This is a genomic window from Pseudomonas sp. GM80 (genome assembly GCF_000282515.1).
Classification (GTDB): Bacteria; Pseudomonadota; Gammaproteobacteria; order Pseudomonadales; family Pseudomonadaceae; genus Aquipseudomonas.
In genome coordinates this window covers 1-26439 of sequence record NZ_AKJD01000201.1, presented here as the reverse complement: position 1 = coordinate 26439, position 26439 = coordinate 1, and the positions used below count along the sequence as shown (strand labels likewise).

The following is a 26439-nucleotide window of genomic DNA, read 5'->3' as shown; positions in this document are numbered from 1 at the left end:
GCCTCGTTTCACTCGTCAGCTCCTACAGGGCAACACGAGCTGCGGCACGCTGCGATCTTTTGATGTTGATTTTGCGGGGCAGGATCAAGAGATCGCAGTCTCGTGTTAGCGGGGCATGTAGCCGAGTTGCCAGCGGCGCGGGATTTTCAGGGAGAGCAACCCGATCAGCGCGGCCAGCAGACCGCTGACAAACATCGCCTTGAGTCCCAAGTGGTGTTCCAGCACCGCGCCCAGAATCGCGCCGATAAACATCCCGCTCCATGGCACCAGTTGCACCCGCCAGCCACTGCGCCGTTCACCCAGCAGCCATCGGCCCAGGCCACGGCCGAATCGCGACAAGGCGCCGGTGACATAGGTCAGCCCGACCGGTAAACCATTCACTTCCTCGACCGACGCGTTGAGCATGCCCATGGCGACAATCGCCGCAAGCAACGCCGGCAGTTGCGTGTCATACGGCCAAGCCGCCGCCGCGCAGAGCAGGGTGGCGATGCACAGCAGCAGCGGCAACGCGCGTCGCCCGCCAAAGCGCGCAACGACAACGCCCAAGGCATTACCCAGCACAAAAGTGGCGACAAGAATCACCAGGCGCAAGGTCAGCCCGAGATCGCCATCACTGATCGCCACCGCCAGTCGGGTGGTGTTGCCGCTCATGAACGAGACGAAATCGCCGCTGGCCATAAAACCGATCGCATCGGTCATGCCGGCCAGTACCGACAGGCTGGCAACCAGCGCCAGACCCACACGCCCGCGCCATTTTTGCGTGTGCAGATGGCCGGGACTGGCGCGGTGAGTCGAGGCGGAGGGCAACATCAGTGACGGTATCCTTGCGCGGCGGTTAAGGTTCTATCCCATACAGGTCGCAATATTCCAGCCAGTCCATGCCGGCCATCTCTGCGACCTCACGGTGCACCTCTCGGCGCTGCGCCTGATAGTCCTCAGGCGTCTCGGCGGTCAGTTGCAAAGTCAGCTCCCAGGCAAATAACCCGAGGTTTTCCGCCTCGGCCTCGAAGGCTTCATGCAGTCGCTCTTCGCGATATTGCGCCTGAGTTTCGCCTTTGGCCTGGGCCAGCAAGGGATTGAGATGGTCGAGACTTTCGCGCAGCTCGGGGCGTGCATCGAGAAACACTTTCAGGGCGTGTTCATGTCGCTGATCGGTAGGCGCCATGGGTTTTCCTTGTGAGGCTGATGACCTTAGGTTGCCGCAGCGGTGCGCGCGTGTCGCGCTATAAATTCAGTAAAGCAGAACGATTCTGGCCGCTGCGGTGATACAGTCCGCTTTTTTCTGAATGAGCGAATGCAATGCGAATGCTGATGGTAGCGCTGGCGGCAACGCTGCTGGCCGGTTGCGCGGGTTCGGTGATGAACGATGCTCGCACGCAAGCCCCTTACAAGGTTTTGACTTCGGACAAACCGGAGAAAGTCGTCGCGCAGTGCGTGCAATTCGGCTGGCAGGACGAGGCAGTGTTCGGTGTTGACGCCGCAGCCTATCTGGAGCCACGCAAGCCGGCTGGCACCACGGTGTATACGCGTTCGGCCGAGTCGTTTGTCGACGTCATCACCGAGGCTTCGGGCACGACGCTGAATTACTACGCGCAGAAGGATGATTTTGTGGCCAAGCGGCGCTTGGCGGCGTTGGCCACCTGCCTCTGATCAGGCGTTAAAGCGGCTGTCGCCTTCGCGGGCAAGCCTTGCTTCTACAAGAATGGGTGAACGGCACATCCTTGTAGGAGCAAAGCTTGCTCGCGAAGGGGCCCTGACATTCAACCAATAAGTCGCTTCTGGAAAAAATGCCGCTTATGCCCCAGCGGATAATCGATAATCTCGCCACATTCGCTATACCCGACCTTCTTGTAAAACTCCGGCGCCTGAAATGAAAAGGTGTCGAGCCAGATCCCGACGCAATCGTTCTTGCGCGCAAAGTCCTCGGCCATTTGCATCAGCTGCGAACCGATGCCCTGACCGCGCCCCTCTTCCGGCACCGCCAGCAACTCAATGAACAACCAGCGATAAAACGTGTGGCCATACAGGCCGCCGAGAATCGCGTCGTGCTCATCGCGCACCAACAGCGCCAGTGGCTCCATCTTCGACGGCCCGGCCTTGGCGATGTTGTGGGCGCGCAGCGGCGCGAGGATGGCGTTGCGTTGTTCTTCGTTGGGGTTTGCCGACAACTCGATGCGCAGGTTCATGCAGGACTTCCTTGTGGTCTGAGTCGCCAGACTATCCTGCCCGGCGGTCGTGTTCCAAGCCCCTGCGCAAAACCGGTGGAACCGCCGTTCGCGCGCTGCGGTCTAGGCTTTACAGCGTCATTCCAGCACGCGGTTGATGAGGACATCCCATGAATATTTTCGAAGCCCTTCGCGAAAGCCATGACCGCCAGCGCAGCTACGCCAAAGCCCTGATCAAGACCAGTGGCGATACGCCGGAACGCGTGGAGGCCTACAAACAACTGAAGGCTGAACTGCAAGCCCACGAAACCGCGGAAGAACGGCATTTCTATATCCCGTTGATGGAGTTCGACAACGGTGTCGACCTCAGCCGCCACGCGATTTCCGAGCACCATGAAATGGACGAGATGATGGAGGAACTGGACGAGACCGAGATGTCCAGCCCGGCATGGCTCGCGACCGCGAAGAAGCTCTCGGACAAAGTCCATCACCACCTCAAGGAAGAAGAGCAGAAGTTCTTCCAGATGGCTGGCAAATTGCTCAACGAGAAGCAGAAAGAACAGCTCGCCGGGCAATACGAAAAAGAGTTCCAGGCACAATTGTCGTAAACCGCTGACTGCAGGTTTTCGTCGTCTCGACGTGTACGCCTTTGGCTACGCGTCGAGTGCGATGCCTCACAATTAACTGTTTATATATCCAGTGTTTTCGGGTTTTTGCCAACGGTGTGCGCTCTGGCTGCGACAAAAGCGCCGATGGACAAAAAAACCACCTCCGTTAGGTTGAAGGCCTCTCCTCGGAAGGGAGAGTTCTTAAATCAACGGAGTGAAAAACATGAATCAAGTACAAGCACAAACCCAACTGAAACACGGTCGAGTGACCTCCCCGGCGAGCCGCGGTGCGGTCGCCATCGAGCAAGGATTGCTCGGCGCCTGGCAGGTCAACGAAATGGAAGGTGGCAAGAACTTCCCGGCGCTGGTGGCCGGTCCGTTTCCTGCGCCATATCAGACCGACTCGGCCAGCGTTGCACCACCGGCTGACGGCTACATCCTCAGCGGCGGCAAGGCGGATGCCCGCGATTGCGTGAACTTCACCGACGAGGAAATGAGCAAGAAGCTCGGTCGCCCGTTCACTTGGCCGCTGCTCAATGTCACCCCGGGGCAGGCACTGGAGATCAAATGGGAATACACCGCGCCGCATACCACGCGCGGCTATCGTTGGTTGATCACCAAGGACGGCTGGGACCCGAAACAACGCATCACCCGTGCGCAACTGGAAGCCCAACCGTTCTTCGAGGATTTCTACACCCAGGTGCCGTATTACAGCTATCCCAACGAGCTGAAGGCCAAGGTCAATCACGCGGTGAAACTGCCGGACGACAAAAAGGGCCGTCACGTCATCGTGCTGATGTGGATCGTTGCCAACACTGGCAATGCCTTCTATCAGGCCTTCGACGTCGACTTCAAATAAGTCGGCGACACCCCATTCACACGTTCTGAAGGATTAGAACATGTCAAAAATCGACTTCTCTTTGATGCAGAATCCGACGAGCGATGCAGCCTCGTTGATGCCGAGCATTGCCGGCAAAAAGATTCTGATGGGCTTCTGGCACAACTGGCCGGCGGGGCCGAGTGACGGCTACCGTCAGGGCCGCTTCGCGAGCCTCTCGCTGGAAGAGGTGCCCAAGGAATACAACGTGGTCGCGGTGGCGTTCATGAAAGGCAGCGGCATTCCGACCTTCAAGCCATTCAACGTGTCCGACGCCGAGTTCCGCCGGCAGGTCGCTGTCCTCAACAGTCAGGGGCGGGCGGTGCTGATCTCCCTGGGGGGCGCCGATGCGCACATCGAGCTGCGCGCCGGTCAGGAACAACCGCTGGCCAATGAAATCATCCGTCTGGTGGAAACCTACGGCTTCGACGGGCTGGACATCGATCTTGAACAGAGCGCGATTGACTTCGCTGCCAACAAGACCGTCCTGCCAGCGGCACTGAAACTGGTCAAGGATCACTACGCCGGTCAGGGCAAGCATTTTATCATCAGCATGGCCCCGGAGTTTCCGTACCTGACCAGCGCCGGCAAATACGTCGATTACTTGCAGGCGCTGGAGGGTTACTACGATTTCATCGCCCCGCAGTTCTATAACCAGGGCGGTGACGGGGTCTGGGTGCCGGAGGCCAACAACGGCGCAGGCGCGTGGATCGCGCAGAACAATGATGCGCTGAAGGAGGATTTCCTCTATTACCTGACTGAAAGTCTGGTGACCGGAACGCGTGGTTTCATCAGGATCCCGCCGGACAAGTTTGTCATCGGTCTGCCGGCCAACGTCGATGCGGCGGCCACCGGTTACGTCATCGACAAAACCGTGGTGGGCAACGTGCTCAAACGCCTGGCCATCAAGGGTTATCCGATCAAGGGCCTGATGACCTGGTCGGTGAACTGGGATAACGGCGCGAGCAAGGATCATGTGCCTTACAACTGGGAATTCAGCCGGCGTTATGGGCCGCTGATTCACGGCGCTCGTTCACTCGGGCAGGACCACGATCAAACGCTGGCGAACACCGCGCGTTAGCTGCAAGTGAAAAAGCCCGGTAGCGCTGCCGGGCTTTTTTTGTGCGCGCGATTATTCGACTATGGCGGCCTAGTGATGAAAAAAGGATCAGGCGTCATGTCCAAAACCGCTGAGCGGGTCAACATTGTCGACACTCAGGTGCTGTCCCACGACTGGTATCTGCTGAAGAAAATCACCTTTGACTATCAACGCAACAACGGCGATTGGCAGCGCCAGACCCGGGAAGTCTACGACCGCGGCAATGGCGCGGCGATTCTGCTGTTCAATCGCGAGAAGCGCAGCGTGGTGCTGACCCGGCAATTCCGCCTGCCAGTGTTCGTCAACGGCCATGACGGCTTGTTGATCGAAGTGGCGGCGGGCTTGCTTGAAGGTGAAGCGCCGGAACAACGGATTCGTGGTGAGGCGGAAGAAGAAACCGGCTATCGCGTCAGCGACGTGAAAAAGGTGTTCGAGGCTTACATGAGCCCAGGCTCGGTGACCGAGAAACTGCACTTTTTCATTGCCGAGTACGACGCAGCGTCGAAAGTCAGTGAGGGTGGCGGCCTGGAAGAAGAAACCGAAGAGCTGGAGGTGCTGGAGTGGTCTTTCGATGAGGCGCTGGCAGCGTTCCAGCGCGGCGAAATCTGCGACGCCAAAACCATCATGCTGTTGCAGTACGCGGCGATGAATAACCTGTTTTCCCGATAACAAAGATCGCAGCCTGCACTAATTCCCCTGTAGGAGCTGCCGCAGGCTGCGATCTTTTGATCTTAAAACCCTTCAAAACGCCCAGTCCCTGGCCATTGCCCACCCTCCAGCGTCAGCAACCGTTCTTTCGCCTCCAGTCCCCCGGCAAACCCGGTCAGCTTCCCCGACGCACCGATCACCCGATGGCACGGCGCCACAATGGAGATCGGATTGCGTCCGTTCGCGGCGCCCACTGCCCGCACGGCCGTGGGATTGCCAATCTGCTCGGCGATCTGGCCATAGGTGCGCGTTTCACCAAACGGGATGGTCAGTAACGCCGCCCAGACCTGTTGCTGAAACGCTGTGCCGGCAAAGTCCAGTTCAAGTTCGAAGCGATCCCGCGTGCCGGCAAAATATTCTTCAAGTTGCCGAGCGGTTTTGATCAGGATCGGGTTGTCCGGTGCTGCGCTCATCGGGCCGAGGCGCACCCGGTTCGGTTTGTCGTTTTCCCAGAGGATGGCCGCCAGTCGTGAACCGTTCGCGACCAGCTTCAGTTCGCCGACCGGCGAGGGCAGGGTAATGAACGTGTAAGACATGGCAACGGGCTCCGGATCAGTACGGCAACAGCGCTCAGCATACTGCCTGATCAGGGAGGCGCAAACCGCAAAGCCGACCATACTGCTTGTTGCCCTTGAAGCGTTCCCCTCTGTTTTGCACAGACCCTAAAACAAAAAAAGAGATCGACTCATGAAGTACGAACCTTTGGCCAAATCGCTGATAGCGACCTCACTGGCACTCAGCTGTCTGATGGCTCACGCCGCCTCCGTCGCACCGGTCGCCGCCGAAAACGGCATGGTGGTCACCGCACAACATCTGGCCACCCATGTCGGTGTCGACGTTTTGAAAAACGGCGGTAACGCGGTGGATGCGGCGGTTGCCGTCGGCTATGCGCTGGCGGTGGTTTATCCCGCAGCCGGCAACCTTGGTGGCGGCGGTTTCATGACCATCCAGCTGGCGGATGGGCGCAAGACCTTCCTCGATTTCCGCGAAAAAGCCCCGTTGGCGGCGACGGCCAACATGTACCTCGACAAAGAAGGCAACGTCGTTCCCGACCTCAGCACCCGTGGCCACCTGGCCGTTGGCGTGCCGGGTACCGTGTCCGGTATGGAGCTGGCGCTGAGCAAGTACGGCACCAAACCGCGCAAGGACATGATTGCCCCGGCGATCAAGCTGGCTGAAGACGGCTTCGAACTGGAGCAGGGCGACGTCGAGTTGCTGGAGTACGCCACCGACGTATTCAAGAAGGACATGCGCGATTCCGGCTCGATCTTCCTGCACAACGGCGAGCCGATGCAGGTCGGGCAAAAACTGGTGCAGAAGGACCTCGGCAAGACCCTGCGGACCATTTCCGAAAAAGGTGCCGACGGCTTCTACAAAGGCTGGGTCGCCGACGCTATCGTCACCTCCAGCCAGGCCAACAAAGGCATCATCACCCAGGCCGACCTCGACAAATACAAGACCCGTGAACTGGCCCCGGTGGAGTGTGATTACCGTGGTTACCACGTGGTCTCGGCGCCACCGCCAAGCTCCGGCGGTGTGGTGATCTGCCAGATCATGAATATCCTTGAGGGTTATCCGATGAAGGACCTGGGCTTCCATTCGGCCCAAGGCATGCACTACCAGATCGAAGCGATGCGCCACGCGTATGTTGATCGCAACAGCTACCTCGGCGATCCGGACTTCGTGAAAAACCCGATCGAGCACCTGCTCGACAAGAACTACGCGACCAAGCTGCGCGACGCGATTCAGCCGCAAAAGGCTGGCGTCTCGGCGGAACTGAAACCCGGCACGGCACCCCATGAAGGCAGCAACACCACGCACTATTCGATCGTCGACAAGTGGGGCAATGCGGTTTCGGTCACCTACACCCTCAATGACTGGTTCGGCGCGGGCGTGATGGCGAGCAAGACCGGGGTGATTCTCAACGACGAAATGGACGACTTCACCTCCAAGGTCGGCGTGCCGAACATGTACGGCCTGGTGCAGGGCGAAGCCAACGCCATCGCGCCGGGCAAGGCACCGCTGTCGTCGATGAGCCCGACCATCGTTACCAAGGATGGCAAAGTGGTGATGGTAGTGGGGACGCCTGGCGGCAGTCGGATCATCACCGCGACTTTGCTGACCATGCTCAACGTCATCGACTACGGCATGGGCCTGCAGGAAGCGGTCGACGCGCCGCGTTTCCACCAGCAGTGGATGCCGGAGGAAACCAACCTCGAAGACTTCGCCGCCAGCCCCGACACGAAGAAAATTCTCGAGAGCTGGGGGCACAAGTTCGCCGGACCGCAGGATGCCAACCACATCGCCGCGATTCTGGTCGGGGCGCCGTCGCTGGGCGGTAAACCGGTCGGCAAAAACCGCTTCTACGGCGCCAACGATCCACGGCGCAATACCGGGTTGTCACTGGGTTACTGAGGGCGTAAAAAAAGGCGCGGGCTCAGGCCCGCACCTGTCTCAAGGATTGATCAAGGAAGGCTCATCATGACCACCGCATTACTGATCATCGACGTTCAACGCGCGCTTTGCGCGGGCGAATACCAGTGCCATGACATCCATCGTGTGATCGATACCATCAACCCGCTCAGCCGCCGCGCGCGCGCGGCGGGCGTGCCTGTCGTGTTGATCCAGCACGAAGAAGCCGACAGCCCGTTGGCCCATGGCGCTGAAGGCTGGCAACTGGCTGAAGCGTTGCAAACCTCCAGCCAAGACCTGCGCGTGCGCAAGACCACGCCGGATGCGTTTTATCAGACGGACTTGCGCAAACTGCTGCCGAGCGAGGATTTCGAGCGTCTGGTGATTTGCGGCCTGCAAACCGATTACTGCGTCAACGCCACCGTGCGCCAGGCGCATCAGCTCGGTTACGACGTGGTGCTCGTCGCCGACGCGCATTCCACCGTCGACAACGGCAACATGAGCGCTGAAGACATCATCGCCGAACACAACAAAGACCTCGCCCACCTGACCGGTTCCGTCGCCCGCATCGACGTCAAACCCGCCGCTACCATCACCTTCTGACCATAACCCCCGTAGGAGCAAAGCTTGCTCGCGAAAGCGCCCGCCCAGCCACCAAAAAGGCCGGCAGTGCCACCGCCTTCGCGAGCAAGCTTTGCTCCTGCGAGGATTTTCGGTGGCCGCACTGGCATACTGCGCGCCGTCCGAAGAATGGAATCTATCGATGTTCGCCTTGACCCTTCGTCATGCCCTGGCGCTGACAGCCCTCGCGTTTGCCTCCAGTGTCCACGCCGCCAGTTTCGATTGCGCCAGCGCCGCCAGCAAAGTGGAAAAAGCCATTTGTGCCGATGCCGATCTTTCGCGTCTCGATGAGCAGCTCGCAGAGCGTTGGCGCACGACGCTCGCCAACGTCCCCGACCCCAAGGCGCTCAAGACCGATCAGCGCCAATGGCTGAAAAAAAGCAACGGCTGTGGCGACCTGACGGCCTGCTTGCGCCGCCAGTATCTGATGCGCCTGGCCGAACTCGAACATGCCACGCAACCCTTCAGTTGGGATGCGACCTGGCAACTCATTCCGCCCAGCACGACAACGTCGGCGACCGCGACCACCCAGCGCCGTGACGCCACGCACGTTTTCATCAGCATAGAGGCGGGTGAGGGTGGCAACTCCGGCGATATTGAAGGCGTCGCCACGCTCAAGGACGGCATAGCGATTTACGCGGAAGACGAATGCACCCTGTTGCTCACGCCGATCAACGGCGTGCTGGACATTTCGCACGCGGGCGCTGGCGGCTATTGCAGCGCCGGGATGGGCGTGTATTACACCGGCCGCTTTATCGCTTCGGAGCAGCCGTTGACCCTGGATTACGACATGCTCAGCCTGGGCCTGGCGCGCACGCCTGCCGAAAACCAGGCCTTGCACGCGCTGCTTGAAGACGATTACCAACGGGCGGTGGGCACGTCGGGGTCATTGATGACCGCGCAACCTTCATCAGACGTGCCGGACAGTCAGGTCACCGAAATGTGGATGCGCGGTCTGGGCGGGACCGGCGTCATCATGCGTGCCAGCGGCGCGCGCTTCTGGGTGCTGCTGGTGACATACGAGGGTGGCAAGTCGCGCCTGCGCTATTACACCAACGTGCCGAAATGGAAAACCCGGTTGCCTGTAGCTTTGCAGGCCTGGCATGAACGCATGAAAAACAACCTCGAACTGCCTATCGAATTCATGCCCTGACGTAACCCTCTGTGGCTGCACAACCCCTGTGGTGAGGGGATTCATCCCCGACGGGCTGCACAGCAGCCCTCAACCCCCCACACAACTCAAGTCGCAAACAACACCCCGCGAATCTCCCCAACCCGTGGCGCGACCACCACACCCTCCAGCACCATCCGCGTAATCGTTTCCGCCGCCGTCTGATAATCCTCATCCTGCGGTTCGGCGCGCCCGGTGATGCAGCCCATCTGCCAGCCAATATTGGTGTAAGTGCGCGTCGCCGACCAGATGAACAGCATCAAATGCTCCGGGTCCACCGGCGCCAACAGACCACGCTCGATCCAGCTGCGCAGGCACTCGACATTGCGCCGCGCTTCAGCGTGCAGCAGGTCGCGACACTCGTCGGGCAACTGCCGGCCACCCAGCAGCAACTCGCCACTGAACACCTTGGCAATCGCCGGATGCTCACGGGCAATCCGGATTCGCGCCGCGACGTAGGCGCGCAGCCCGATCAGCGGATCGTCACTTTCGCGCAGCACCGCCGAGGCTTCCAGCAACGGTTCGACGAACCCCAGCAGCACTTTGCTGTAGAGGTTTTCCTTGGTCTGGAAGTAGTAATACAGATTCGCCTTGGGCACCCCGGCGCGGGCGGCGATGTCGCGGGTCTGGGTGGCGTCGAAGCCATTGGCGGCGAATTCTTCGCTGGCGGCGGCAAGGATCAACTGCTCGTTGCGGACTCTTATTGCGCTCATGGAAATACGGAATAAATGGACGGCATGGCAAGGTTCTGGCGATTTCGGTTTCGTAATATACAAAACTATATAGCGGTGAAGCCAGCAGACTCGACGCACAGCGCTATGCTGGATCGATGATTGGAGCGATCGAGGAAGGGCCATGACAATTCAGGTAGTGCGCGCCAACACGCCACAGCTGGACGCGGTTGCGCAGTTGTTCGACGCTTATCGGGGCTTTTACCAGCAGCCCTCCAACCTCGGGCAATCGCGTGCATTCATCGCCGAGCGCATGGCGGGCAACGAGTCGGCGATTTTTCTGGCTGAGGGCGAAGAGGCAGAGGCGCTGGGTTTCGTGCAGCTGTATCCGACGTTTTCATCCATCGACGCTCACCGCACCTGGCTGCTCAGCGACTTGTTCACAGCGCCGACTGCCCGTGGTCGCGGCGTCGGCCGGTTGCTGATGAACACGGCGCGCGACTTTGCCTTGCAGACCGGCGCCAAAGGCCTGGTGCTGGAAACCGCCATCGACAACATCACTGCACAGCGTTTGTACGAGTCACTCGGGTATGTGCGCGACAGCGGTTACTACACCTACCTTCTCGACTTGCGTCAGGGCTGACAGGCAATCCGTCAACAATCCTTCGATCTGCGCCAGTTCCCAGGTACTGAGCAAACTCACCGGATCGGTGCCGTAACGCTGCCAGGTATCGAGCGCGCCCTCCTGCCCGTCGCCGCTGCGGGCCTGTTCACAGTGATGCAGTCGCCCACCCTCAAAATCCAGCAGCAGGCGCCAACCCTCGATTTCGACCGCGACCAACCCGCTCGCGGCAGGTGGCTCGCAGACCTTGAACGGCAATACGCCCAGTGCCGCGTCGCGCAGGCGCTGGCACACTTCGCGCGCGCTTAGAAAAGATGACATGGTCGAACTCAACGCATACACAGGTGCGCCAGCATAAAGCCCGAGTCGACAAGTGTCAGCGATCACTGGCCCGATCCCGGACAATTCCGTAACATCCGCAACCCTCTTTTCCCCCGAACACCGGCGGCCGAGCTCCTCGGCCGCTCAGTCAGGTATGCCATGAAACCGATTCGTCTGCGCGCCGATGTCCTGGCCGGACTCACCACCTCGTTTGCCCTGTTGCCCGAATGCATTGCGTTCGCGTTGGTGGCGCACCTCAATCCGCTGATGGGCCTGTATGGCGCGTTCATCATTTGTACGCTGACCGCGCTGTTCGGCGGCCGGCCGGGCATGGTCTCCGGTGCGGCCGGTTCGATGGCTGTGGTGATTGTTGCGCTGGTGGTGCAGCAGGGCGTGCAGTATCTGCTGGCGACGGTGTTGCTCGGCGGTCTGATCATGATGGCGTTCGGACTGTTGCGCCTGGGCAAACTGGTGCGCATGGTGCCGCACTCGGTGATGCTCGGCTTCGTCAACGGCCTGGCGATCATTATTGCGCTGGCGCAGCTGGAGCATTTCAAAAGCGCTGAAGAGTGGCTCAGCGGCACGCCGTTGTACCTGATGGCAGGCCTGGTGGCGCTGACCATGGCCATCGTCTACATTCTGCCGCGCCTGACCAAAGCTGTGCCGCCGGCGCTGGTAGCGATTCTTGGCGTTGGCCTGCTGGTCTACCTGTTCGGTTTGCCGACCCGCACCCTCGGCGACATGGCGCACATTGCCGGCGGCCTGCCGACGTTCGCACTGCCCGATATCCCGTGGAACCTGGAGACCCTGCGGATCATCGCCCCGTATGCGATCCTGATGGCGCTGGTCGGTCTGCTGGAAACGCTGCTGACGCTGAACCTCACCGACGAAATAACCGAAACCCGTGGCTACCCGGACCGCGAATGTGTGGCGCTCGGCGCAGCCAACATGGTCTCCGGCGCGTTCGGCGGCATGGGCGGTTGCGCGATGATCGGCCAGACCGTGATCAACCTCAGCTCCGGCGGGCGCGGGCGCTTGTCCGGCGTGGTCGCGGGCGTGCTGATTCTGTTGTTCATCCTGTTCCTGTCGCCGCTGATCGAGCGGATTCCACTGGCGGCGCTGGTCGGCGTGATGTTCGTGGTGTCGCAGCAGACCTTCGCCTGGGCGTCGTTGCGGGTGATCAACAAAGTGCCGCTCAACGATGTGCTGGTGATCATCGCCGTGACCACCATCACCGTGTTCACCGATCTGGCCACCGCTGTGCTGTGCGGCATCATCATTGCGGCGCTGAACTTCGCCTGGCAGCAGGCGCGCGAGCTGTACGCCGATGAGCATGTCGAAGCCGACGGCAGCAAACTCTATCGCCTGCACGGCACTCTGTTCTTCGCCTCGACCACGCCGTTTCTCAATCAATTCGACCCGGCCAATGACCCGGCCCACGTGACTCTCGATTGCCGGCACCTGAGCTTTGTCGATTACTCGGCGATCGCCGCACTGAAAACCCTGCGTGAGCGCTACGCCAAGGCTGGCAAGCACTTGCAGGTGTTTCATCTCTCGGAACGCTGCAAGAAACTGCTCAAGCGTGCAGGTGTCGCCCACGACTGAAGCCTGCGTCGATCAGCCCCAGGTCCTGGCAAGAATGCGCGAGACCTGCTCGGCCGAATACGGCTTGGCGAGAAATTCGAAACCGTCGTAACCGCTGCGCGCCAGCTCCTCGCTGTAACCCGACGTGAGGATCACCGGCAGATCCGCGCGTCGGCGGCGCAGCTCCCGGGCCAGCGCAATGCCGCTGATGCCCGGCATGACCACATCGGAAAACACCGCGTCGAACGCCATCGCGTCCGTTCCGGCCAGTTGCAGGGCTTGCTCGGCGTTGGTCGCCCAAGCGGTTTCGTAACCCAGATCCTGAAGGATCTGATTGGCAAAGCGGCCGACGTCCAGATTGTCCTCGACCACCAGCACCCGGCGTTTGGCGTGCACCGGTGGCGCTTCGCCCGGGTCTGCCAGTTCGGTCGATGCCCGCGCCCTCGCGCTTTCCACTTGCGGCAGGTACAAGGCGAAGACCGTGCCCTGGCCTGGCACGCTGGACACATCGACGTTGCCGCCCGACTGTTTGGCAAACCCGAACACCTGTGAAAGCCCCAGGCCGGTGCCTTTGCCGACAGCCTTGGTGGTGAAGAACGGCTCGAAAATATGCTCGAGGGTTTTCGCGTCGATCCCCGAGCCGTTGTCGGTCAGCGTGATCGCCACAAACGCACTCTGCGACCCCGCATGGCCGCGAATCGGCGGCAATGGCAGATCACCTCGCAGACGCAGCTTGAGTAAACCCTGGCCCTCCATCGCATCACGGGCATTCAGCGCGATGTTGATCAGCGCCGTTTCGAACTGGCTCAGGTCGACGTGGATGTAGCAGGGTTGATCGGGCAGTTCGACGCTGACATGGATCTGCGCCCCGGTGACGGATTCGAGCATCTCGCCGATGTTCGCCAGACGCTCACCGGCATCGATAATCTGTGGGTTCAACGGCTGGCGCCGGGCGAAGGCGAGCAACTGACTGGTGAGTTTGGCGGCACGCTCGACCGTGTCCGACATCGCGCGCATGTAGCGTTGGCGACGTTCTTCCGACAGGTTGGGCAAGCGTAAAAAGTCCACCGATGAGCGAATGATCGTCAGCAGGTTGTTGAAGTCATGGGCGACGCCGCCGGTGAGTTGGCCGATGGCTTCGAGCTTTTGCGACTGGCGCAATGCCGACTCGGCGTGAGCGAGGCGCACGCTGCGCTCCTCGACACGTTGCTCCAGTGTGGCGTTCAATTCCGCCAATGCCGTCAGGCCCGCGCGCACATCGGCGTCGGCGCGCACGCGTTCGATGTGCGCCCAGCAGCGCTCGGTCACTTCGCTCAACAACGCCTGTTCAAAGGGCGACCAGGCCCGTGCGACTTTGTCGTGAATGGCCATCAAAGCGGTCAGCCGACCTTGTTTGATCAACGGCACACAAATGGTCGCGGTAATGCCGATGTCCTGAAAAGTCGCCGATTCTTGCGGTGGCAATTCGGCGCGGTTGTCGTGGATGATCAGCGGTTTGCCGGCCCGCAGCAGAGTCACCGCCTTCTCGCCGAAGTCGCGCAACTGGTAATGGCCGACGATGCTCGGCGAGCCCGGCGCGGCCCAGTCGCCGCGAATGGTGAAGCCGTCTTCATCGGCATCCATGTCGGCGTACGCGCAGTTGGACAAGTGCAATTGCTCGACCATCAACCGCGTGCTCGCGGCGAGAATCGCTGGTGCTTCAGTAGCATTGGCGACGGCGTTGCCGAGGGCGTCGAGCACCGCCAGGCGCTGGTTGAGAAACACCGTCTGGGTGGTTTCGGTGACGGTGTCGAGCAGGCCGACCACCGTGCCCTGCGGGTCGCGAATCGGGCTGTAGCAGAAGGTGAAATAGGCCTGTTCCGGGCCATTGCCGCGCTCGACGACCAGCGGAAAATTTTCGATGTAAGTCGCCTGGCCGGCGTATGCCGCCGTGGCGATGGGACTGATTTCGCGCCAGGCTTCTTGCCAGATATGACTGAACGGCCGCCCCAACGCGAGCGGCTTGTCGCCGAGGATCGGCATGAAAGCGTCGTTGAACAGGGTGGTCAGCTCAGGCCCCCAGACGATGGCCTGAGGGAAGTGCGAGTCGAGACTGAGCGAGACGGTGGTCTTGAGCACATCGGGCCATTGCTCCAACGGGCCGAGCGGGGTATTCGCCCAGTCGTGCCGTCGAATCAACTCGGCCATCTCGCCGTTGTTTTGCAACCAGTCTGTCATGGGGTTTGTGGCTTTCCTGACGTCAGTCTCTGATGTAAGACCCTGGTGCGCGCTGTCGGGTTCAGCGCACCTGCCTGTTGGCGAAGCAGGGCCTTGTACATCATTGCACGATGCGTCGGACAAAACATTTCGTGGTGAGGGGATTTGCCGGTGACGGGGTGTTTCGGGGGGGCTTGTTCTGGCTTTGAAAGTGGGGGACTGCTGCGCAGTCCATCGGGGATAAATCCCCTCGCCACAGGGGGGGGAGTGTGTTTTTTTTTGCATCAGGTTTTTTGTTGGGAGGGAGGAATCTGCGCACCACGCACGATGCGTCAGACTGCACATTTGTGGCGAGGGGATTTATCCCCGTTGGGTTGCGCAGCGACCCTGGCTTTTCATCTCAAAAATCCAAGTCCGCTACACAACGCAGCAGGAGCAAATGCTGATCAGGCGTCGCTTGCCGGGAAATCGATATCGGTGAGTGCCACGTTGTTCAGGTAGTTGGTCAAGGTCTGCACCGCTACCACGGCAATCACTTCGATGATCTTGCGGTCATCGATGCCGGCGGCGCGGGCGGCGGCGATTTGTTCATCGTTCAAGTGCCCGCGGCTTTCCGTCAGTTGATAGGCGAGGGTGGCGTAGGCATTCAATTCGCCCTGTCGTGCCGCAAGAATGTCCTGCGGCGACAGCCCGGCCTTGCCGCCGAACAGGGTGTGTGCAGCCAAGCAATAGTCGCAGCCGTTGACTTGCGAAGTGGCGAGGTACACCGCTTCTTTTTCCTGGGCGCTCAGCGAGCTTTTGCCGAGGATGGCCGAGGCTTGTACGTAAGTGTCGAGGGCGACCGGCGCGTTGGCCAGCGTCGCAAACAGGTTCGGCAAAAAGCCGATCTTTTTCTTCACGCCGTCGAGCACAGTGCGGGTGGCGTCGGTGGCGGTGTCGAGGCTGATGGTGTTGATGCGGCTCATGCTGATGCTCCAGGTGTCCGGTGCGATGTGCGCCGGGAATGGAAGCCATGTTAGGGAGCGCAGCTGGTGCATTGGCTGCAAATCGTCGAGGATATGCAACAGATCGTCCAGAGTTGTCCTGCGGAGTCGTCCATGGATCGCCTTTCAACCTTGCTCAGCCATTTCGGTGTGAATGCCGGCACCTTTCACAGCGGCACGTTCTGTGGCGTCAGTGTTCATGACGGCGAGCCGACCGGGCATTTGCATTTATTGCAGGCCGGGGCGTTGTTGCTCAAACCGGGCAATGAGCGCGAGGTTCGTCTTGATGAGCCGTCATTGATTTTCTTCCCCCGACCTTTTGCCCATCGAATGTCTGCCGACGACGCCATGGCCACGCAAGTGGTCTGCGCAACGCTGACGTTCGACGGCGGCGCGGGCAATGCGCTGGCGGCGGCGCTGCCGGATTACCTGGTGCTCAAACTCACTGATATTCCCCAGCTCGGCAGCACTGTGGAGTGGCTGTTCCAGGAGGCGTTCGACAGTCACTGCGGGCGTTTCGCCGTGATGGATCGGCTGTTCGAGTTGCTGGTGATTCTGCTCCTGCGTCACCTGATCAGCAGCCGCGAACAACAACCGGGAATGATCGCCGGGCTGGCCGATCCGCGCTTGTCCCGTGCCTTGACGCTGATGCATGAACAACCGCAAAAACCGTGGAGCGTCGCCGAGCTGGCGATGGCCGCCAATCTTTCCCGCGCCAGTTTTGCCGAGCAGTTTCGCCGTGTGGTCGGGCAGACGCCGGCCGATTATCTGCTGAGCTGGCGGGTCAGCCTCGCGCAAAAGCGCTTGCGTGAGGGCCGGCCAATTGCGCTGATTGCCGCCGAGGTCGGCTATGAAAGCCCGTCGGCGCTGGCCCGTGCTTTTCGCCGCAAGACCGGGCTTAGTCCGCGCGAGTGGAAGGCTGGCGCCTGAAGGTTATCTGGCGAATTTCTTCGCCCCCGCCACACACAGAATCACCCCCAGGGTCACCGCCAGCATGCCGATGCTGACGTGTTCGTGCAGCAGCGTCGCCGCCAGCGCCAGCCCGAAAAACGGTTGCAACAACTGCAACTGGCCGACGGCGGCGATGCCACCTTGCGCCAGGCCGCGATACCAGAACACAAAGCCGATCAGCATGCTGAACAGCGAGACATACGCCAGGCACAGCCACGCCGACAGGCTGATCTGGCTGAACGAGGCGGGCGCCAGCCACAGACTCAGCAACGCCATCAGCGGCAACGACAGCACCAACGCCCAGCAGATCACCTGCCAGCCACCGAGGGTTCGCGACAGTTTGGCGCCTTCGGCGTAACCGAGGCCGCAGGCGACGATGGCAGCGAGCATCAGCAGATCGCCGGTGGGTGACGCGGTCAGGCCTTGTGAAAGCGCAAAACCCACGACCAGCGCACTGCCCAGAATCGAGAAAATCCAGAACACCGGGCGCGGCCGCTCACCACCGCGCAGCACTCCGAAAATCGCCGTGGCCAGTGGCAGCAATCCGACAAACACAATCGAATGCGCCGACGTCACGTGTTGCAGCGCCAATGCGGTCAGCAACGGAAAACCGAGCACCACGCCCATCGCCACAATGAACAGTGACAGCCACTGATTGCGCGCCGGCCGTCGTTCACGAAACAGCCACAACAAGGCCAGTGCCAACACCCCGGCAATGGCGGCGCGTACAACGGTGAGAAACACCGGGTCGAACTCCAGCACTGCCAGCCGTGTGGCGGGCAGTGAACCGCTGAAAATCACTACGCCGATAAAGCCGTTGATCCAGCCGCTGGTTTTTTCCAAGGCCGGGTTGCTCAGGTTCGAGGTTCGTTCCATGTCGGGTCGCGCTCAAAAGTGGGGTTGCCTTAGGTGAATCCTATGATCGAGAATCAGCACAATCAAAAAATTGTCATGGATACATCCCGGCATGCCGCGCTCTCGCTACAAGACCATCGTTGATACGTATGCGGCGGACATCCGTTCCGGGCGCCTGGCCCCCGGCACGCGGCTGCCGACGCATCGGCAACTGGCGTCGCAAGCAGGCCTCGCATTGGTCACGGCGTCCCGCGTCTACGCGGAGCTTGAGGCGATGGGGCTGGTCAGCGGCGAAGCCGGGCGCGGCACGTTTGTGCGCGAAACGTCGTTGTCACCAGGGCAGGGCATTGACCAGAAAGACGTGGCCGTCGGCATGATCGACCTCAATTTCAACTATCCGTCGCTGCCCGGTCAGGCGGATCTGCTGCGCACGGCCTTGCGCCAATTAGCCTTGTCCGGGGATCTCGAAGCCTTGTTGCGTTATCAGCCCCACGCCGGGCGCAGCCACGAGCGCGCTTCGGTGGCGCGGCATCTGTCGGCACGAGGTGTAAACGTCGAGCCCGAGCAAGTGCTGATCGTCAACGGTGCCCAGCAAGGCCTGGCCGTGACGCTGATGGCGCTGCTCAAACCGGGCGATGTGATTGCGGCGGATGCGCTGACCTATTCCGGCTTCAAAGTGTTGGCCGAAGCGCTGCATCTGGAAGTGGTGGCGATCCCGGTCAGTGAGCACGGGCCAGATCTCGCCGCCCTCGACAAGCTCTGCCGCAGCCGTTCGGTGCGCGCCGTGTACAGCATGCCGACGCTGCACAATCCGCTGGGCTGGGTGATGCCGCTGGAGCAGCGCGAGCAATTGGTGGCGATTGCCCGTCGGCATGACCTGACGATCATCGAAGACGCGGCCTACGCGTTTCTGGTGCAAAACCCACCCCGCCCGCTGGTGGAGATGGCGCCGGAGCGCACGGTGTACGTTTGCGGCCTGTCGAAAAACATCGCCACCGGTTTGCGTGTCGGGTTCATCGCGGCGCCGGCGCAAACGGTGCCGGCGCTGGAGCGCATCATCCGCGCCACGACCTGGAACACCCCCGGGATCATGACCGCGATTGCGTGTGGCTGGCTCGATGACGGCACGGTCGCCGTGCTTGAGCAACAAAAGCGCAGCGATGCACAGGCGCGGCAAGCCTTGGCAGCCGAGATGTTGAAGGGCCTGCCGTACATAGGCCATCCGGCTTCGTATTTCCTCTGGTTGCCGCTGCCGGAAGACGTACGCGCCGATCAGATTGTCGTGGAGTTGATGCACGAACAGATTTCCGTCACCACCGCCGAACCGTTCTCGGTGTCGACGCATGTGCCGCACGCGATTCGTCTGGCATTGGGTTCGGTGAGCCTGGCGGTTTTGCGCGAGGCGTTGATCACGGTCAGAAAGGTCATCGGCGCCTACCTGTAAAACCCGATCGTTGGGGGAGGGCGCAAGCCTCCTCGCCACAAAGTGCTACCCTTGCGCCGCCCGAATTATGCCGATCCGGAAATCCAGATGAAAAACCGCGCGTCATTGATCCTCGCCCTGATCCTCGGTGCAGGTCTGTTCACCACCACTGCTCAGGCCGCAGGCGACCCCGAGGCCGGGGCAAAAATCTTCCCGCGTCTGTGCGGTGGCTGCCATCAGGTGGGCGAGTCGGCGCGTCCGGGCTTCGGCCCGCAACTCAACGGCATTGTCGGCCGACCTGCCGGGACATCGGCCAACTACGTGTATTCCGATGCGATGAAAAACTCGGGCGTGACCTGGGACGATGAAACGTTAAGGGCGTACCTGAAAGACCCGAAAGGTGTGGTGCCAGGCACGCGGATGATCTTCTGGGGCCTGAGCGACGAAGAGAAACTCGACAACCTGCTGGCCTACCTGCAAACCTTCAAGTAATCCCTGTAGGCGCTGCCGAAGGCTGCGATCTGTTGATCTTGCCTGTAAAAACAACATCAACAGATCGCAGCGCTGCAGCAGCGCTCACCGGTTTATTGCTTGTGCAAATCGCCCGGTTTCCACGCCTTGTCGAAGAACGCCTTGGTCGGCCCGTACAAGCGCAGGATCACAAAGAAACCTTGCCCCGGCAGGGTTTTGATCCAGTTCTTGCCGGCGCCCGGTGATTGCGGACCGAAGTGCACGTCAATCGAACCGTCGGCATTGGTCACGGGTTTGTCCATGGTGTTCAGCGACGGGAACGGCTGGCCGTTGTCCAGACCAGACGCCGTGATCGAGTCATACGCGGTGACCGACCAGAACAACGCCGCCGGAATGCCTTTGGGCAGGTTGAACGTGTAGTGGTTGCTGCCGGAGAGAAACTCGCCTTGCGCATCGACGAACGTGGCCGGGTATTTGGCGCCGACGTTTTCCATGTTCACCGCCATGCCCGGGCTGGCCGAATAGGCGTTGGTGAAGAAGCCTGTCCGTGGATCGATGTAGTTGAAGGTGTCGGCTGTGAAGGTTGCATTGCCGGGGAACACGTTCAGCCACTTGCGATCCGGGTACCAGGTGCCGTTGGCGACGATGGTTTGTGGCGTGTAAGAGATGGCGTGGCCGATCTTGCTCGCGGTTTTCGCCGCGCTGTCGAGCAGTTCGCGGGTCGCCGCGTCCGGGTGGAACGGCTGACCCTTGATGATGCCCAGCGCCGCGAGCATGCCGCGCATCTCCATGTCCTGCGGGTCGACGTATTCGTGATCGATAAACCGCGCAAGCATGTCGAACGCGCTGCCGTCGGTGGGGTAAAGCATGTTGACCGGGGTTTTCGAAGCATTGGGAAACTGCATTGCTTTGGCGCTGGCCTGTTTGCCCAACGGATAGATGCGCGTCTGCTCCATGACCGTGACCGGCGCCTCAAGCTGTTGCGGATCCTTGAAGAAGCCGCGCCAGAATACGAACACGCCATAGGTGCGTGAACGATAGGTCAGATAGCCGGTTGGCACGTCACCCTTGTAGTCCGGCGGCAGCACCAGATATTTCGCCCCTTTGCCTTTGTCTGGCCCCGGCAGGCCGACGTCACCGCACCATTGGCGCCCCTCGATGTGGCCTTCGGAGCAGATCGGCCGTTGGAAAAAATCGTCGAGAATGCCCTGCAAACCCGGTGGCACTTCGATCACCATCGGCCCGTCCTGCTTCAGGTCCAGATAGCCCATGGCGTAGATCACATCGGAGTTGGGCGTGGTCACGCGGGTCTTGGCGTTGAGCCGATCCTTCCAGATCGGCAATACGTTGTACCCGGCACCGAAGGCTTTTTCCGAACCCTCTTTCATGGCGTACATGTTCAGTGCCGGCAGCGCCCAGATGTACGATTGCACGGCGCGCTGGAACAGCAGTTCATTCTTCAGTTGGGCGACGCCCTCAAGGGTCGGATAACCCCCGGCGAAAGGCAGCTCAGCCAGTTGTTGATAATGCGTGGCGGCTTGCGCGCTGAGGCTGATCGAGGCGGCCAGGCTCAGAGCCTTGATAATACTGTTCATGCGACATCCTTGTTCAGGTCAGTTGTTTTTCACAACGGCAGGTGGCACCCATTGCCCGTTCAGTGCTGCCGCTTCTGGCCAGTACGCGCGGATGTACAAGGAGAAATCGGCGCCCTTGGGGGCGGGCAGCCAGTTGCTTTCCTTGTCCTTGCCCGGCGAATCGCTTTGCACGTAGATCGTCAGTGAGCCGTCGGCGTTGGCTTGCAGCGCCTTGTTCTTGGTGCCGATCGAGTAGCGCTTGAGCGCGTTCGGCGAGAAGAAGTGCTGTTCGTTGTACAGCGTCAGCGACCAGAAACCCTTGACCGGTGGCAGCTGACCTTTGGCGAAGGTCACGCTGTAGCCATTCTGGCCATTGAGGCGAGTGCCGGACTTGTCGAGGTCCTGATAGAAGTACTTGGTCTCTTTCTGTTGGTTGACGAAAATGTTTGATCGCGCCACGGCGGTTCGGCTGAAGTAGTCCGTGCCGAAGGCGGCGCCATTGCTGACGGTGCTCCAGTGATCAGGTAAGGGCAGGCCGTAGTTGCGAAATTGCAGCAGTGGATCGATCACCTCACTGTCGGCCTTTTTAGCTTCGTCGATCATCGCTGCCTTGAGCTGCGGATCGGCTTTGGCAATCGCGCTGAGTGCGGCCATTTGCGCGTAGCGTGCTTCCTCGCCCGGCAGCGGTTTGGCGTCGTTGAGCAGGGCTGGCAGTTCATCGAAGAACTTTTCCGGCATCACCCATTTGGTCTCACCACTGCCAGCCGCCTGTGCCGGGAATTTCGGCAACTTTGCCCAGTCGCGATGTTTGACCTTGCCGTCGTATTGCGACAGCGGATACATGTCGACGCCGGACAGCGAAGCCTGAATCGCGGAGCGGTCAGCGGCGCTGTCGTCCTGAAAGACGCGGGGAATGACAAAACCGGTGTTTGTGCGTGCGCGGAAGACTTTGTTGATGCCGGCCGGCACCTCGCCCTTCCAGTCCGGGCCTGCCAGCAAGTAGAAACCGGGTTGGGTGTCATACATTTTGCCGAGTTCGGCAAAACTGTCGGAGCGCAGATCCACCACTTGGTAGACCCAGAAGCGGCTGCCGAAATCGGGCACCTGCAGCACCACCGGCTCGAGATCCAGAGCAATGCTGCCCGCACCGTAGACCACATCCTGATTCGGGCAAGCCACGAGGCGCTCGGCCGGGTCGATGTAGTCGCTGAGCATTGCCAGTCGATTGATCGGCGCCACCGGCACAATTCCGCCCATCAAGCCCGGCTCGGGAAGGTCCTTGAATGCCTGGCGACGGTTGAAAATATTGGCCATCGGCCAACCCCAGAAGTACGCCTCGCGCGCCATCATGCGCACATAGGGTTCGGTGACCCTGGTGCCGGCGACGGGGCCGGCAACGTTACTGATGGTGCTGGTTTCGCTGGCGTAAAGCGGCGTTGCGAGCAAAGCGCTGGCGGTCAGGGCGGCGGCAAATGTCAGGGCAAACAGGCCCTGACGAGGGCGGGCGTGGTTCATAAAGCATCCTTACTTGGGGGCCCACCCGGAGAGGGTGAACCGCAGAAAAGATAGCTGAAGTTTCGACCGGCGCAGGGCCTCGCATTGCACGCATCAATCTGCCGCGTGTTCGACCTGATCGGCAAACCATTGCATGACCCCGGCAAACGCCGGATGCGAGGCCGCTGAAGGTTGCGGGCACAGCGAATAAACCCCGCCGGTCTTCAAAGGCTCGCCAAACGGCACCACCAATACCCCGCGCTCGATCGACTCCGCCGCCAGCGTCATGTCCGTCACCGCCACACCCAATCCTCGCGCCGCCGCATCCAGTGCCAGCTCATCGAGGTTGAACGGAATGTGCCGGTAATCCTCCAGCGGTTTGCCCTCATTGGCCGCCAGCCATTCGATCCATGCCTGGCGATCGGCCGAGCGGTGCAGCAACGCAAAGCGCTGCAACTCGTCGATCGAGCGCGGTGCGTGCGCGAGGTTGGGTGAACACACCGGCACCAGCGTTTCCTCGAACAGCGTCAGGCAATCGGCAGCGCTGCTCGGCTGCGGCAGATAAACAACGTAGGCATCGCTGTCGCTCGCCGGCTCAACCACTTCAGTGGCAACGGTTTCAATCGCCAGCGACACCTCGGGGTGGCGCAGGTAAAAGTCGCTGAGCCTGGGCAGCAGCCAGCGCACCGCCAGCGACACGTGCAGGCGGATGCGGAAGGGGCGCTTTTGTGGGGCGAGACGTTCTTCGAGGGTTTGCAACTGTTCGAGGATGCTGCGGGCGCTGGCCAACACCTGCTCGCCCTCCGGCGTCAGGCGCAAGCTGCGGCTGGTGCGGATGAACAGCGCGACCTTGAAGTGGCTTTCCAGTTGCTGGATCTGTCTGCTTATCGCGCTTTGGGTCAGACACAGCTTTTGCGCAGCCGAGGTGAAGCTGCCACAGCGGGCAACTTCGACCAGCGCTTGCAGGGCTTGCAAGGAAGGGGCGTGACGAATTTTATCCATGCGTTTTCAGAATGGCTCGATGATTTTATAGCGTTGGTCGGTCAGGCCAAGACCTAATAGATTCTAGCTCTGGCGACGATCTTCTCAAGTGGTGCATGCGATTCACGCATGCTCGACGGGCAGAAGCAAGGCGCAGAACGACAGTCGATGAGGTGAAGCATGGAAAACGTATGTGGCTGGATCGCGCAGGCCGGCAGTTCGCCGGAACGCGGTCGCCTGAGTGGCGCGCAAAAGGCCGACTGGCTGGTAATCGGTGGCGGGATTACCGGGCTCAGCGCCGCGCATACACTCGCCGAGCTGCACCCGCAGGCCCGCATTGTCGTGGTCGATCGCCAGCGTGCGGCGCAAGGCGCCTCGGCGCGCAACTCGGGATTTGTCGTGGCCCACGAGCATCCGGCGCACAGCGAATTGATCGGCACGCCGGGCTTTGCCGGGTTTGAAGTCGACACGATGATTTCGCGCACGGCCAGCGAAGAAGTGCGCCAGCGCATCGCCCGGCATGCCATCGACTGCGACTTTCGCGACAGCGGTTACTACTTCGCCGTGAGCGACCGGGCCAAGCTCGATCAGGTCGACGCCAAACTGGCGACACTGCGCGCGCTCGGTGCGCGAGCGGAGTTTGTGCAAGGCGCGGCACTGGCGCAGCAGTTGGGCACCCGGCACTACCAGGCCGCGATCCGCTGCGGCAACGGCAACGCCTTGCTGCAACCGGCGAAGTACGTCAAAGGCTTGCTCAACGCCTTGCCGGGCAATATCACCGTTTATGAAACTACCGACATCAGCGGTCTCGAGCGCCTGAGTCAGGGCCGGCTGCGCGCTCACGGCGTGGCGGGCAGCATCGAGGCCCGGCAGGTGCTGGTCTGCCTCAATGCATTCATTCCTCGGGTCGGAATCGCCGACAGCTCGACTTTCCCCATGGAACTCAGCGCCAGCCTGACCCGACCGCTTACCGATCAAGAGTTTCAGGCCATCGGCGCCGTCGAGCCGTGGGGCGTGCTGTCGACCCGGCCACTGGGGGCGACGGTGCGGCTGACGCCCGATCGGCGCGTGATGATCCGCAACACCGCCGAATACCGTACGCGCGACCTTTGCCACAGCGAACTGGCGATCCGTCGCGCGCATCACGTTCGGGGGTTGCAACGGCGCTTTCCGTTCCTCGGCGAGCAGGACATCCAGTACACCTGGACCGGCCACCTGAGTGCGACGCGCAGTGGCCAGGCGTTTTTTGATCGGGTCGAGGAGGGCGTTTTCGCCGTTGCTGGCTGCAACGGTTCCGGCGTTGCGCGCGGAACCTTGTGGGGCCGGCTGCTCGCCGAACTGGCCTCGGGCGTTGACTCGCCGCTGTTGCAATCGGTGATGCAGCGGGCCGAACCCGGCTGGCTGCCACCGCGCCCCTTTTTTGATATCGGTGCCATGCTTCGCATGCGCGTGGAGGCGGTCAGGGCCAGAACAGAAATCTGAAATTTCGCATTCCGCACAAGAACAAAAGCCACTCAACTCAGGTGACAGAACATGCGCATCCATCCACTTTCCCTGGCGGTCGTGCTCGCGGCCGGCTCGGCGTCGGTTTACGCCGACGAAACCGTGAACATCTCCAACTGGAACAGCTACATCGCCCCGGACACCCTGGCCAATTTCACTCAGGCGACCGGCATCAAGACCACCTACGACATCCATGACAGCAATGAAGTGCTGGAGTCGAAGTTGATGACCGGCAACACCGGTTATGACGTGGTCAGCCCGTCGAACCACTTTCTGTCGCGGCTGATCAAGGCTGGCGCGATTCAGAAGCTCGACAAGTCACAGCTGCCGAACTGGAAGAATCTCGATCCGGTGTTGCTGCACAAGCTTGAGGTCAACGACCCGGGCAATCAGTACGGCTACCCGTACATGTGGGGCACTGCGGGCATTGGTTATAACGTCGAGAAGATCAAGGCGATCTTCGGCAACACCGACGTCACCCGCTCGTGGAAAATGTTCTTCGACGAAGACACTATCAAGAAACTCAGCCAGTGCGGCGTCGCGATCATCGACAACCCGACGCAGGTGCTGCCGATCACCCTCAACTACCTGGGCCTGCCGCCGCACAGCCATGAGCCGGCGGATTATAAAAAGGCCGAGCAGGCGCTGTTGAAGATCCGCCCGTATATCCAGTATTTCCACGCCTCGAAATACATCAGCGATCTGGCCAACGGTAACGTCTGCGCGGTGATCGGTTTCAACGGCGACATCGTCCAGGCCGCTGCGAGCGCCAAGGAAGCGAAGAATGGCATCGACATCGCTTACTCGATCCCGGACGAGGGCACGACACTGTGGTTCGACATGATGGTCATGCCGAAAAGCGCGCCGCACGAGAAGAACGCCTACGCCTACATGAATTACCTGCTTGAGCCGAAGGTGATCGCCAACATCAGCAACAGCATTCACTACGCCAACCCGAACGCTGCGGCGGATGAGTTCCTCAACGCGGACGTGCAGCAGGATGCGGCGATTTATCCGCCGAAAAGCGTGATGGAAAAACTGTTCACCGTGGAAGAACTGCCGGCGGCGATTGCCCGACTGTCGACACGCTTGTGGACCAAGCTGAAAACCAACACCTGACCTTTGCTATACGTCCCCCTGTAGGAGCTG

The 26439-nt window shown here is 60.9% G+C and carries 26 protein-coding genes and 1 pseudogene; 15 read left to right on the top strand and 12 right to left on the bottom strand.

Annotated features, from left to right (window positions below; all coding sequences use genetic code 11):
- Positions 1-105: 105 nt before the first annotated feature.
- Both PMI37_RS26235 and PMI37_RS26230 read right to left on the bottom strand, forming a co-directional pair.
- The gene (locus tag PMI37_RS26235) at positions 106-810 is read right to left on the bottom strand and encodes a YoaK family protein (RefSeq protein ID WP_008086865.1); all 705 of its coding nucleotides are present in this window, start codon (positions 808-810) and stop codon (positions 106-108) included.
- A 25-nt stretch (positions 811-835) separates the two neighbouring features.
- Positions 836-1165: a DUF6388 family protein gene (locus tag PMI37_RS26230; RefSeq protein WP_008086863.1), complete on the bottom strand. Its 330-nt coding sequence runs from the start codon at positions 1163-1165 to the stop codon at positions 836-838.
- Between the two features lie 134 nt (positions 1166-1299).
- On the opposite strand from PMI37_RS26230, the gene PMI37_RS26225 reads away from it, so the two are divergent.
- Positions 1300-1650 (top strand): hypothetical protein, encoded by a 351-nt coding sequence (locus PMI37_RS26225; RefSeq protein WP_008086861.1) that lies wholly within the window; start codon positions 1300-1302, stop codon positions 1648-1650.
- Between the two features lie 110 nt (positions 1651-1760).
- Here PMI37_RS26225 and PMI37_RS26220 read toward each other — a convergent pair whose 3' ends face one another.
- On the bottom strand, positions 1761-2186 hold the full coding sequence (locus tag PMI37_RS26220) for a GNAT family N-acetyltransferase (protein WP_008086860.1): 426 nt from the start codon (positions 2184-2186) through the stop codon (positions 1761-1763).
- A gap of 149 nt (positions 2187-2335) precedes the next feature.
- On the opposite strand from PMI37_RS26220, the gene PMI37_RS26215 reads away from it, so the two are divergent.
- The 4 genes and pseudogenes from PMI37_RS26215 to PMI37_RS26200 all read left to right on the top strand — a co-directional run bounded on the left by PMI37_RS26215 (position 2336) and on the right by PMI37_RS26200 (position 5418).
- Complete coding sequence (locus PMI37_RS26215) at positions 2336-2773, top strand: hemerythrin domain-containing protein (protein ID WP_008086859.1); 438 nt, start codon at positions 2336-2338, stop codon at positions 2771-2773.
- 223 nt (positions 2774-2996) lie between these two features.
- Positions 2997-3632, top strand: a complete 636-nt coding sequence (locus tag PMI37_RS26210) for a lytic polysaccharide monooxygenase auxiliary activity family 9 protein (protein ID WP_008086858.1) — start codon at positions 2997-2999, stop codon at positions 3630-3632.
- Positions 3633-3672: 40 nt separating this feature from the next.
- Positions 3673-4674 (top strand): annotated as a pseudogene (locus PMI37_RS26205) (chitinase); the annotation flags it as partial.
- A 153-nt stretch (positions 4675-4827) separates the two neighbouring features.
- Positions 4828-5418, top strand: coding sequence for an NUDIX domain-containing protein (locus PMI37_RS26200; protein ID WP_008086856.1), 591 nt, complete (start codon positions 4828-4830; stop codon positions 5416-5418).
- Between the two features lie 62 nt (positions 5419-5480).
- Here the strand turns inward: PMI37_RS26200 and PMI37_RS26195 are convergent, their stop codons facing one another.
- Entirely contained in the window at positions 5481-5993 is a 513-nt protein-coding gene (locus PMI37_RS26195) for a methylated-DNA--[protein]-cysteine S-methyltransferase (RefSeq protein WP_008086855.1), read from the bottom strand.
- 151 nt (positions 5994-6144) lie between these two features.
- Here PMI37_RS26195 and ggt point away from each other — a divergent pair, with 151 nt between their 5' ends.
- From ggt to PMI37_RS26180, 3 genes are all read left to right on the top strand, one after another.
- Positions 6145-7872 (top strand): gamma-glutamyltransferase, encoded by a 1728-nt coding sequence (gene ggt / locus PMI37_RS26190; RefSeq protein ID WP_008086853.1) that lies wholly within the window; start codon positions 6145-6147, stop codon positions 7870-7872.
- A gap of 66 nt (positions 7873-7938) precedes the next feature.
- The gene (locus PMI37_RS26185; RefSeq protein WP_008086851.1) at positions 7939-8472 is read left to right on the top strand and encodes a cysteine hydrolase family protein; all 534 of its coding nucleotides are present in this window, start codon (positions 7939-7941) and stop codon (positions 8470-8472) included.
- Between the two features lie 160 nt (positions 8473-8632).
- Positions 8633-9643 (top strand): lysozyme inhibitor LprI family protein, encoded by a 1011-nt coding sequence (locus tag PMI37_RS26180; protein WP_045123296.1) that lies wholly within the window; start codon positions 8633-8635, stop codon positions 9641-9643.
- A gap of 86 nt (positions 9644-9729) precedes the next feature.
- Here PMI37_RS26180 and PMI37_RS26175 read toward each other — a convergent pair whose 3' ends face one another.
- A complete protein-coding gene (locus PMI37_RS26175) occupies positions 9730-10374 on the bottom strand; it encodes a TetR/AcrR family transcriptional regulator (RefSeq protein ID WP_008086848.1) in 645 nt (214 codons plus the stop codon).
- Between the two features lie 142 nt (positions 10375-10516).
- Between PMI37_RS26175 and PMI37_RS26170 the strand changes: the two genes are divergently transcribed.
- Complete coding sequence (locus PMI37_RS26170; protein WP_008086847.1) at positions 10517-10975, top strand: GNAT family N-acetyltransferase; 459 nt, start codon at positions 10517-10519, stop codon at positions 10973-10975.
- On the opposite strand, the gene PMI37_RS26165 is transcribed toward PMI37_RS26170, so the two are convergent.
- Positions 10913-11275: a DUF7693 family protein gene (locus PMI37_RS26165; protein WP_008086846.1), complete on the bottom strand. Its 363-nt coding sequence runs from the start codon at positions 11273-11275 to the stop codon at positions 10913-10915. The two genes, PMI37_RS26170 and PMI37_RS26165, sit on opposite strands and share 63 nt — an antisense overlap.
- A 159-nt stretch (positions 11276-11434) precedes the next feature.
- Between PMI37_RS26165 and PMI37_RS26160 the strand changes: the two genes are divergently transcribed.
- Positions 11435-12880 carry a SulP family inorganic anion transporter gene (locus tag PMI37_RS26160; protein ID WP_008086845.1) on the top strand — a complete coding sequence of 482 codons (1446 nt, stop codon included), beginning with the start codon at positions 11435-11437 and terminating at the stop codon, positions 12878-12880.
- A gap of 12 nt (positions 12881-12892) precedes the next feature.
- On the opposite strand, the gene PMI37_RS26155 is transcribed toward PMI37_RS26160, so the two are convergent.
- Both PMI37_RS26155 and PMI37_RS26150 read right to left on the bottom strand, forming a co-directional pair.
- Entirely contained in the window at positions 12893-15076 is a 2184-nt protein-coding gene (locus PMI37_RS26155) for a GAF domain-containing hybrid sensor histidine kinase/response regulator (RefSeq protein ID WP_008086844.1), read from the bottom strand.
- Between the two features lie 425 nt (positions 15077-15501).
- The gene (locus PMI37_RS26150) at positions 15502-16020 is read right to left on the bottom strand and encodes a carboxymuconolactone decarboxylase family protein (RefSeq protein ID WP_008086843.1); all 519 of its coding nucleotides are present in this window, start codon (positions 16018-16020) and stop codon (positions 15502-15504) included.
- 132 nt (positions 16021-16152) lie between these two features.
- Between PMI37_RS26150 and PMI37_RS26145 the strand changes: the two genes are divergently transcribed.
- Positions 16153-16968 carry a cupin domain-containing protein gene (locus tag PMI37_RS26145; protein WP_008086841.1) on the top strand — a complete coding sequence of 272 codons (816 nt, stop codon included), beginning with the start codon at positions 16153-16155 and terminating at the stop codon, positions 16966-16968.
- A gap of 3 nt (positions 16969-16971) precedes the next feature.
- Here PMI37_RS26145 and PMI37_RS26140 read toward each other — a convergent pair whose 3' ends face one another.
- A complete protein-coding gene (locus PMI37_RS26140; protein ID WP_008086839.1) occupies positions 16972-17865 on the bottom strand; it encodes a DMT family transporter in 894 nt (297 codons plus the stop codon).
- Positions 17866-17956: 91 nt separating this feature from the next.
- Between PMI37_RS26140 and PMI37_RS26135 the strand changes: the two genes are divergently transcribed.
- Positions 17957-19288, top strand: a complete 1332-nt coding sequence (locus PMI37_RS26135; RefSeq protein WP_008086837.1) for an aminotransferase-like domain-containing protein — start codon at positions 17957-17959, stop codon at positions 19286-19288.
- Positions 19289-19375: 87 nt separating this feature from the next.
- Complete coding sequence (locus PMI37_RS26130) at positions 19376-19759, top strand: c-type cytochrome (protein ID WP_008086835.1); 384 nt, start codon at positions 19376-19378, stop codon at positions 19757-19759.
- A gap of 92 nt (positions 19760-19851) precedes the next feature.
- On the opposite strand, the gene PMI37_RS26125 is transcribed toward PMI37_RS26130, so the two are convergent.
- The 3 genes from PMI37_RS26125 to PMI37_RS26115 form a co-directional block, all read right to left on the bottom strand.
- Positions 19852-21333, bottom strand: a complete 1482-nt coding sequence (locus PMI37_RS26125; protein WP_008086834.1) for a DUF1254 domain-containing protein — start codon at positions 21331-21333, stop codon at positions 19852-19854.
- Positions 21334-21351: 18 nt separating this feature from the next.
- Positions 21352-22827: a DUF1254 domain-containing protein gene (locus PMI37_RS26120; RefSeq protein ID WP_008086833.1), complete on the bottom strand. Its 1476-nt coding sequence runs from the start codon at positions 22825-22827 to the stop codon at positions 21352-21354.
- A gap of 93 nt (positions 22828-22920) precedes the next feature.
- Positions 22921-23808 (bottom strand): LysR substrate-binding domain-containing protein, encoded by an 888-nt coding sequence (locus tag PMI37_RS26115; protein ID WP_008086832.1) that lies wholly within the window; start codon positions 23806-23808, stop codon positions 22921-22923.
- 159 nt (positions 23809-23967) lie between these two features.
- Between PMI37_RS26115 and PMI37_RS26110 the strand changes: the two genes are divergently transcribed.
- Complete coding sequence (locus tag PMI37_RS26110) at positions 23968-25269, top strand: NAD(P)/FAD-dependent oxidoreductase (protein ID WP_008086831.1); 1302 nt, start codon at positions 23968-23970, stop codon at positions 25267-25269.
- Between the two features lie 51 nt (positions 25270-25320).
- Positions 25321-26409 carry a polyamine ABC transporter substrate-binding protein gene (locus PMI37_RS26105; RefSeq protein WP_008086830.1) on the top strand — a complete coding sequence of 363 codons (1089 nt, stop codon included), beginning with the start codon at positions 25321-25323 and terminating at the stop codon, positions 26407-26409.
- The last annotated feature ends 30 nt before the right edge of the window (positions 26410-26439 follow it).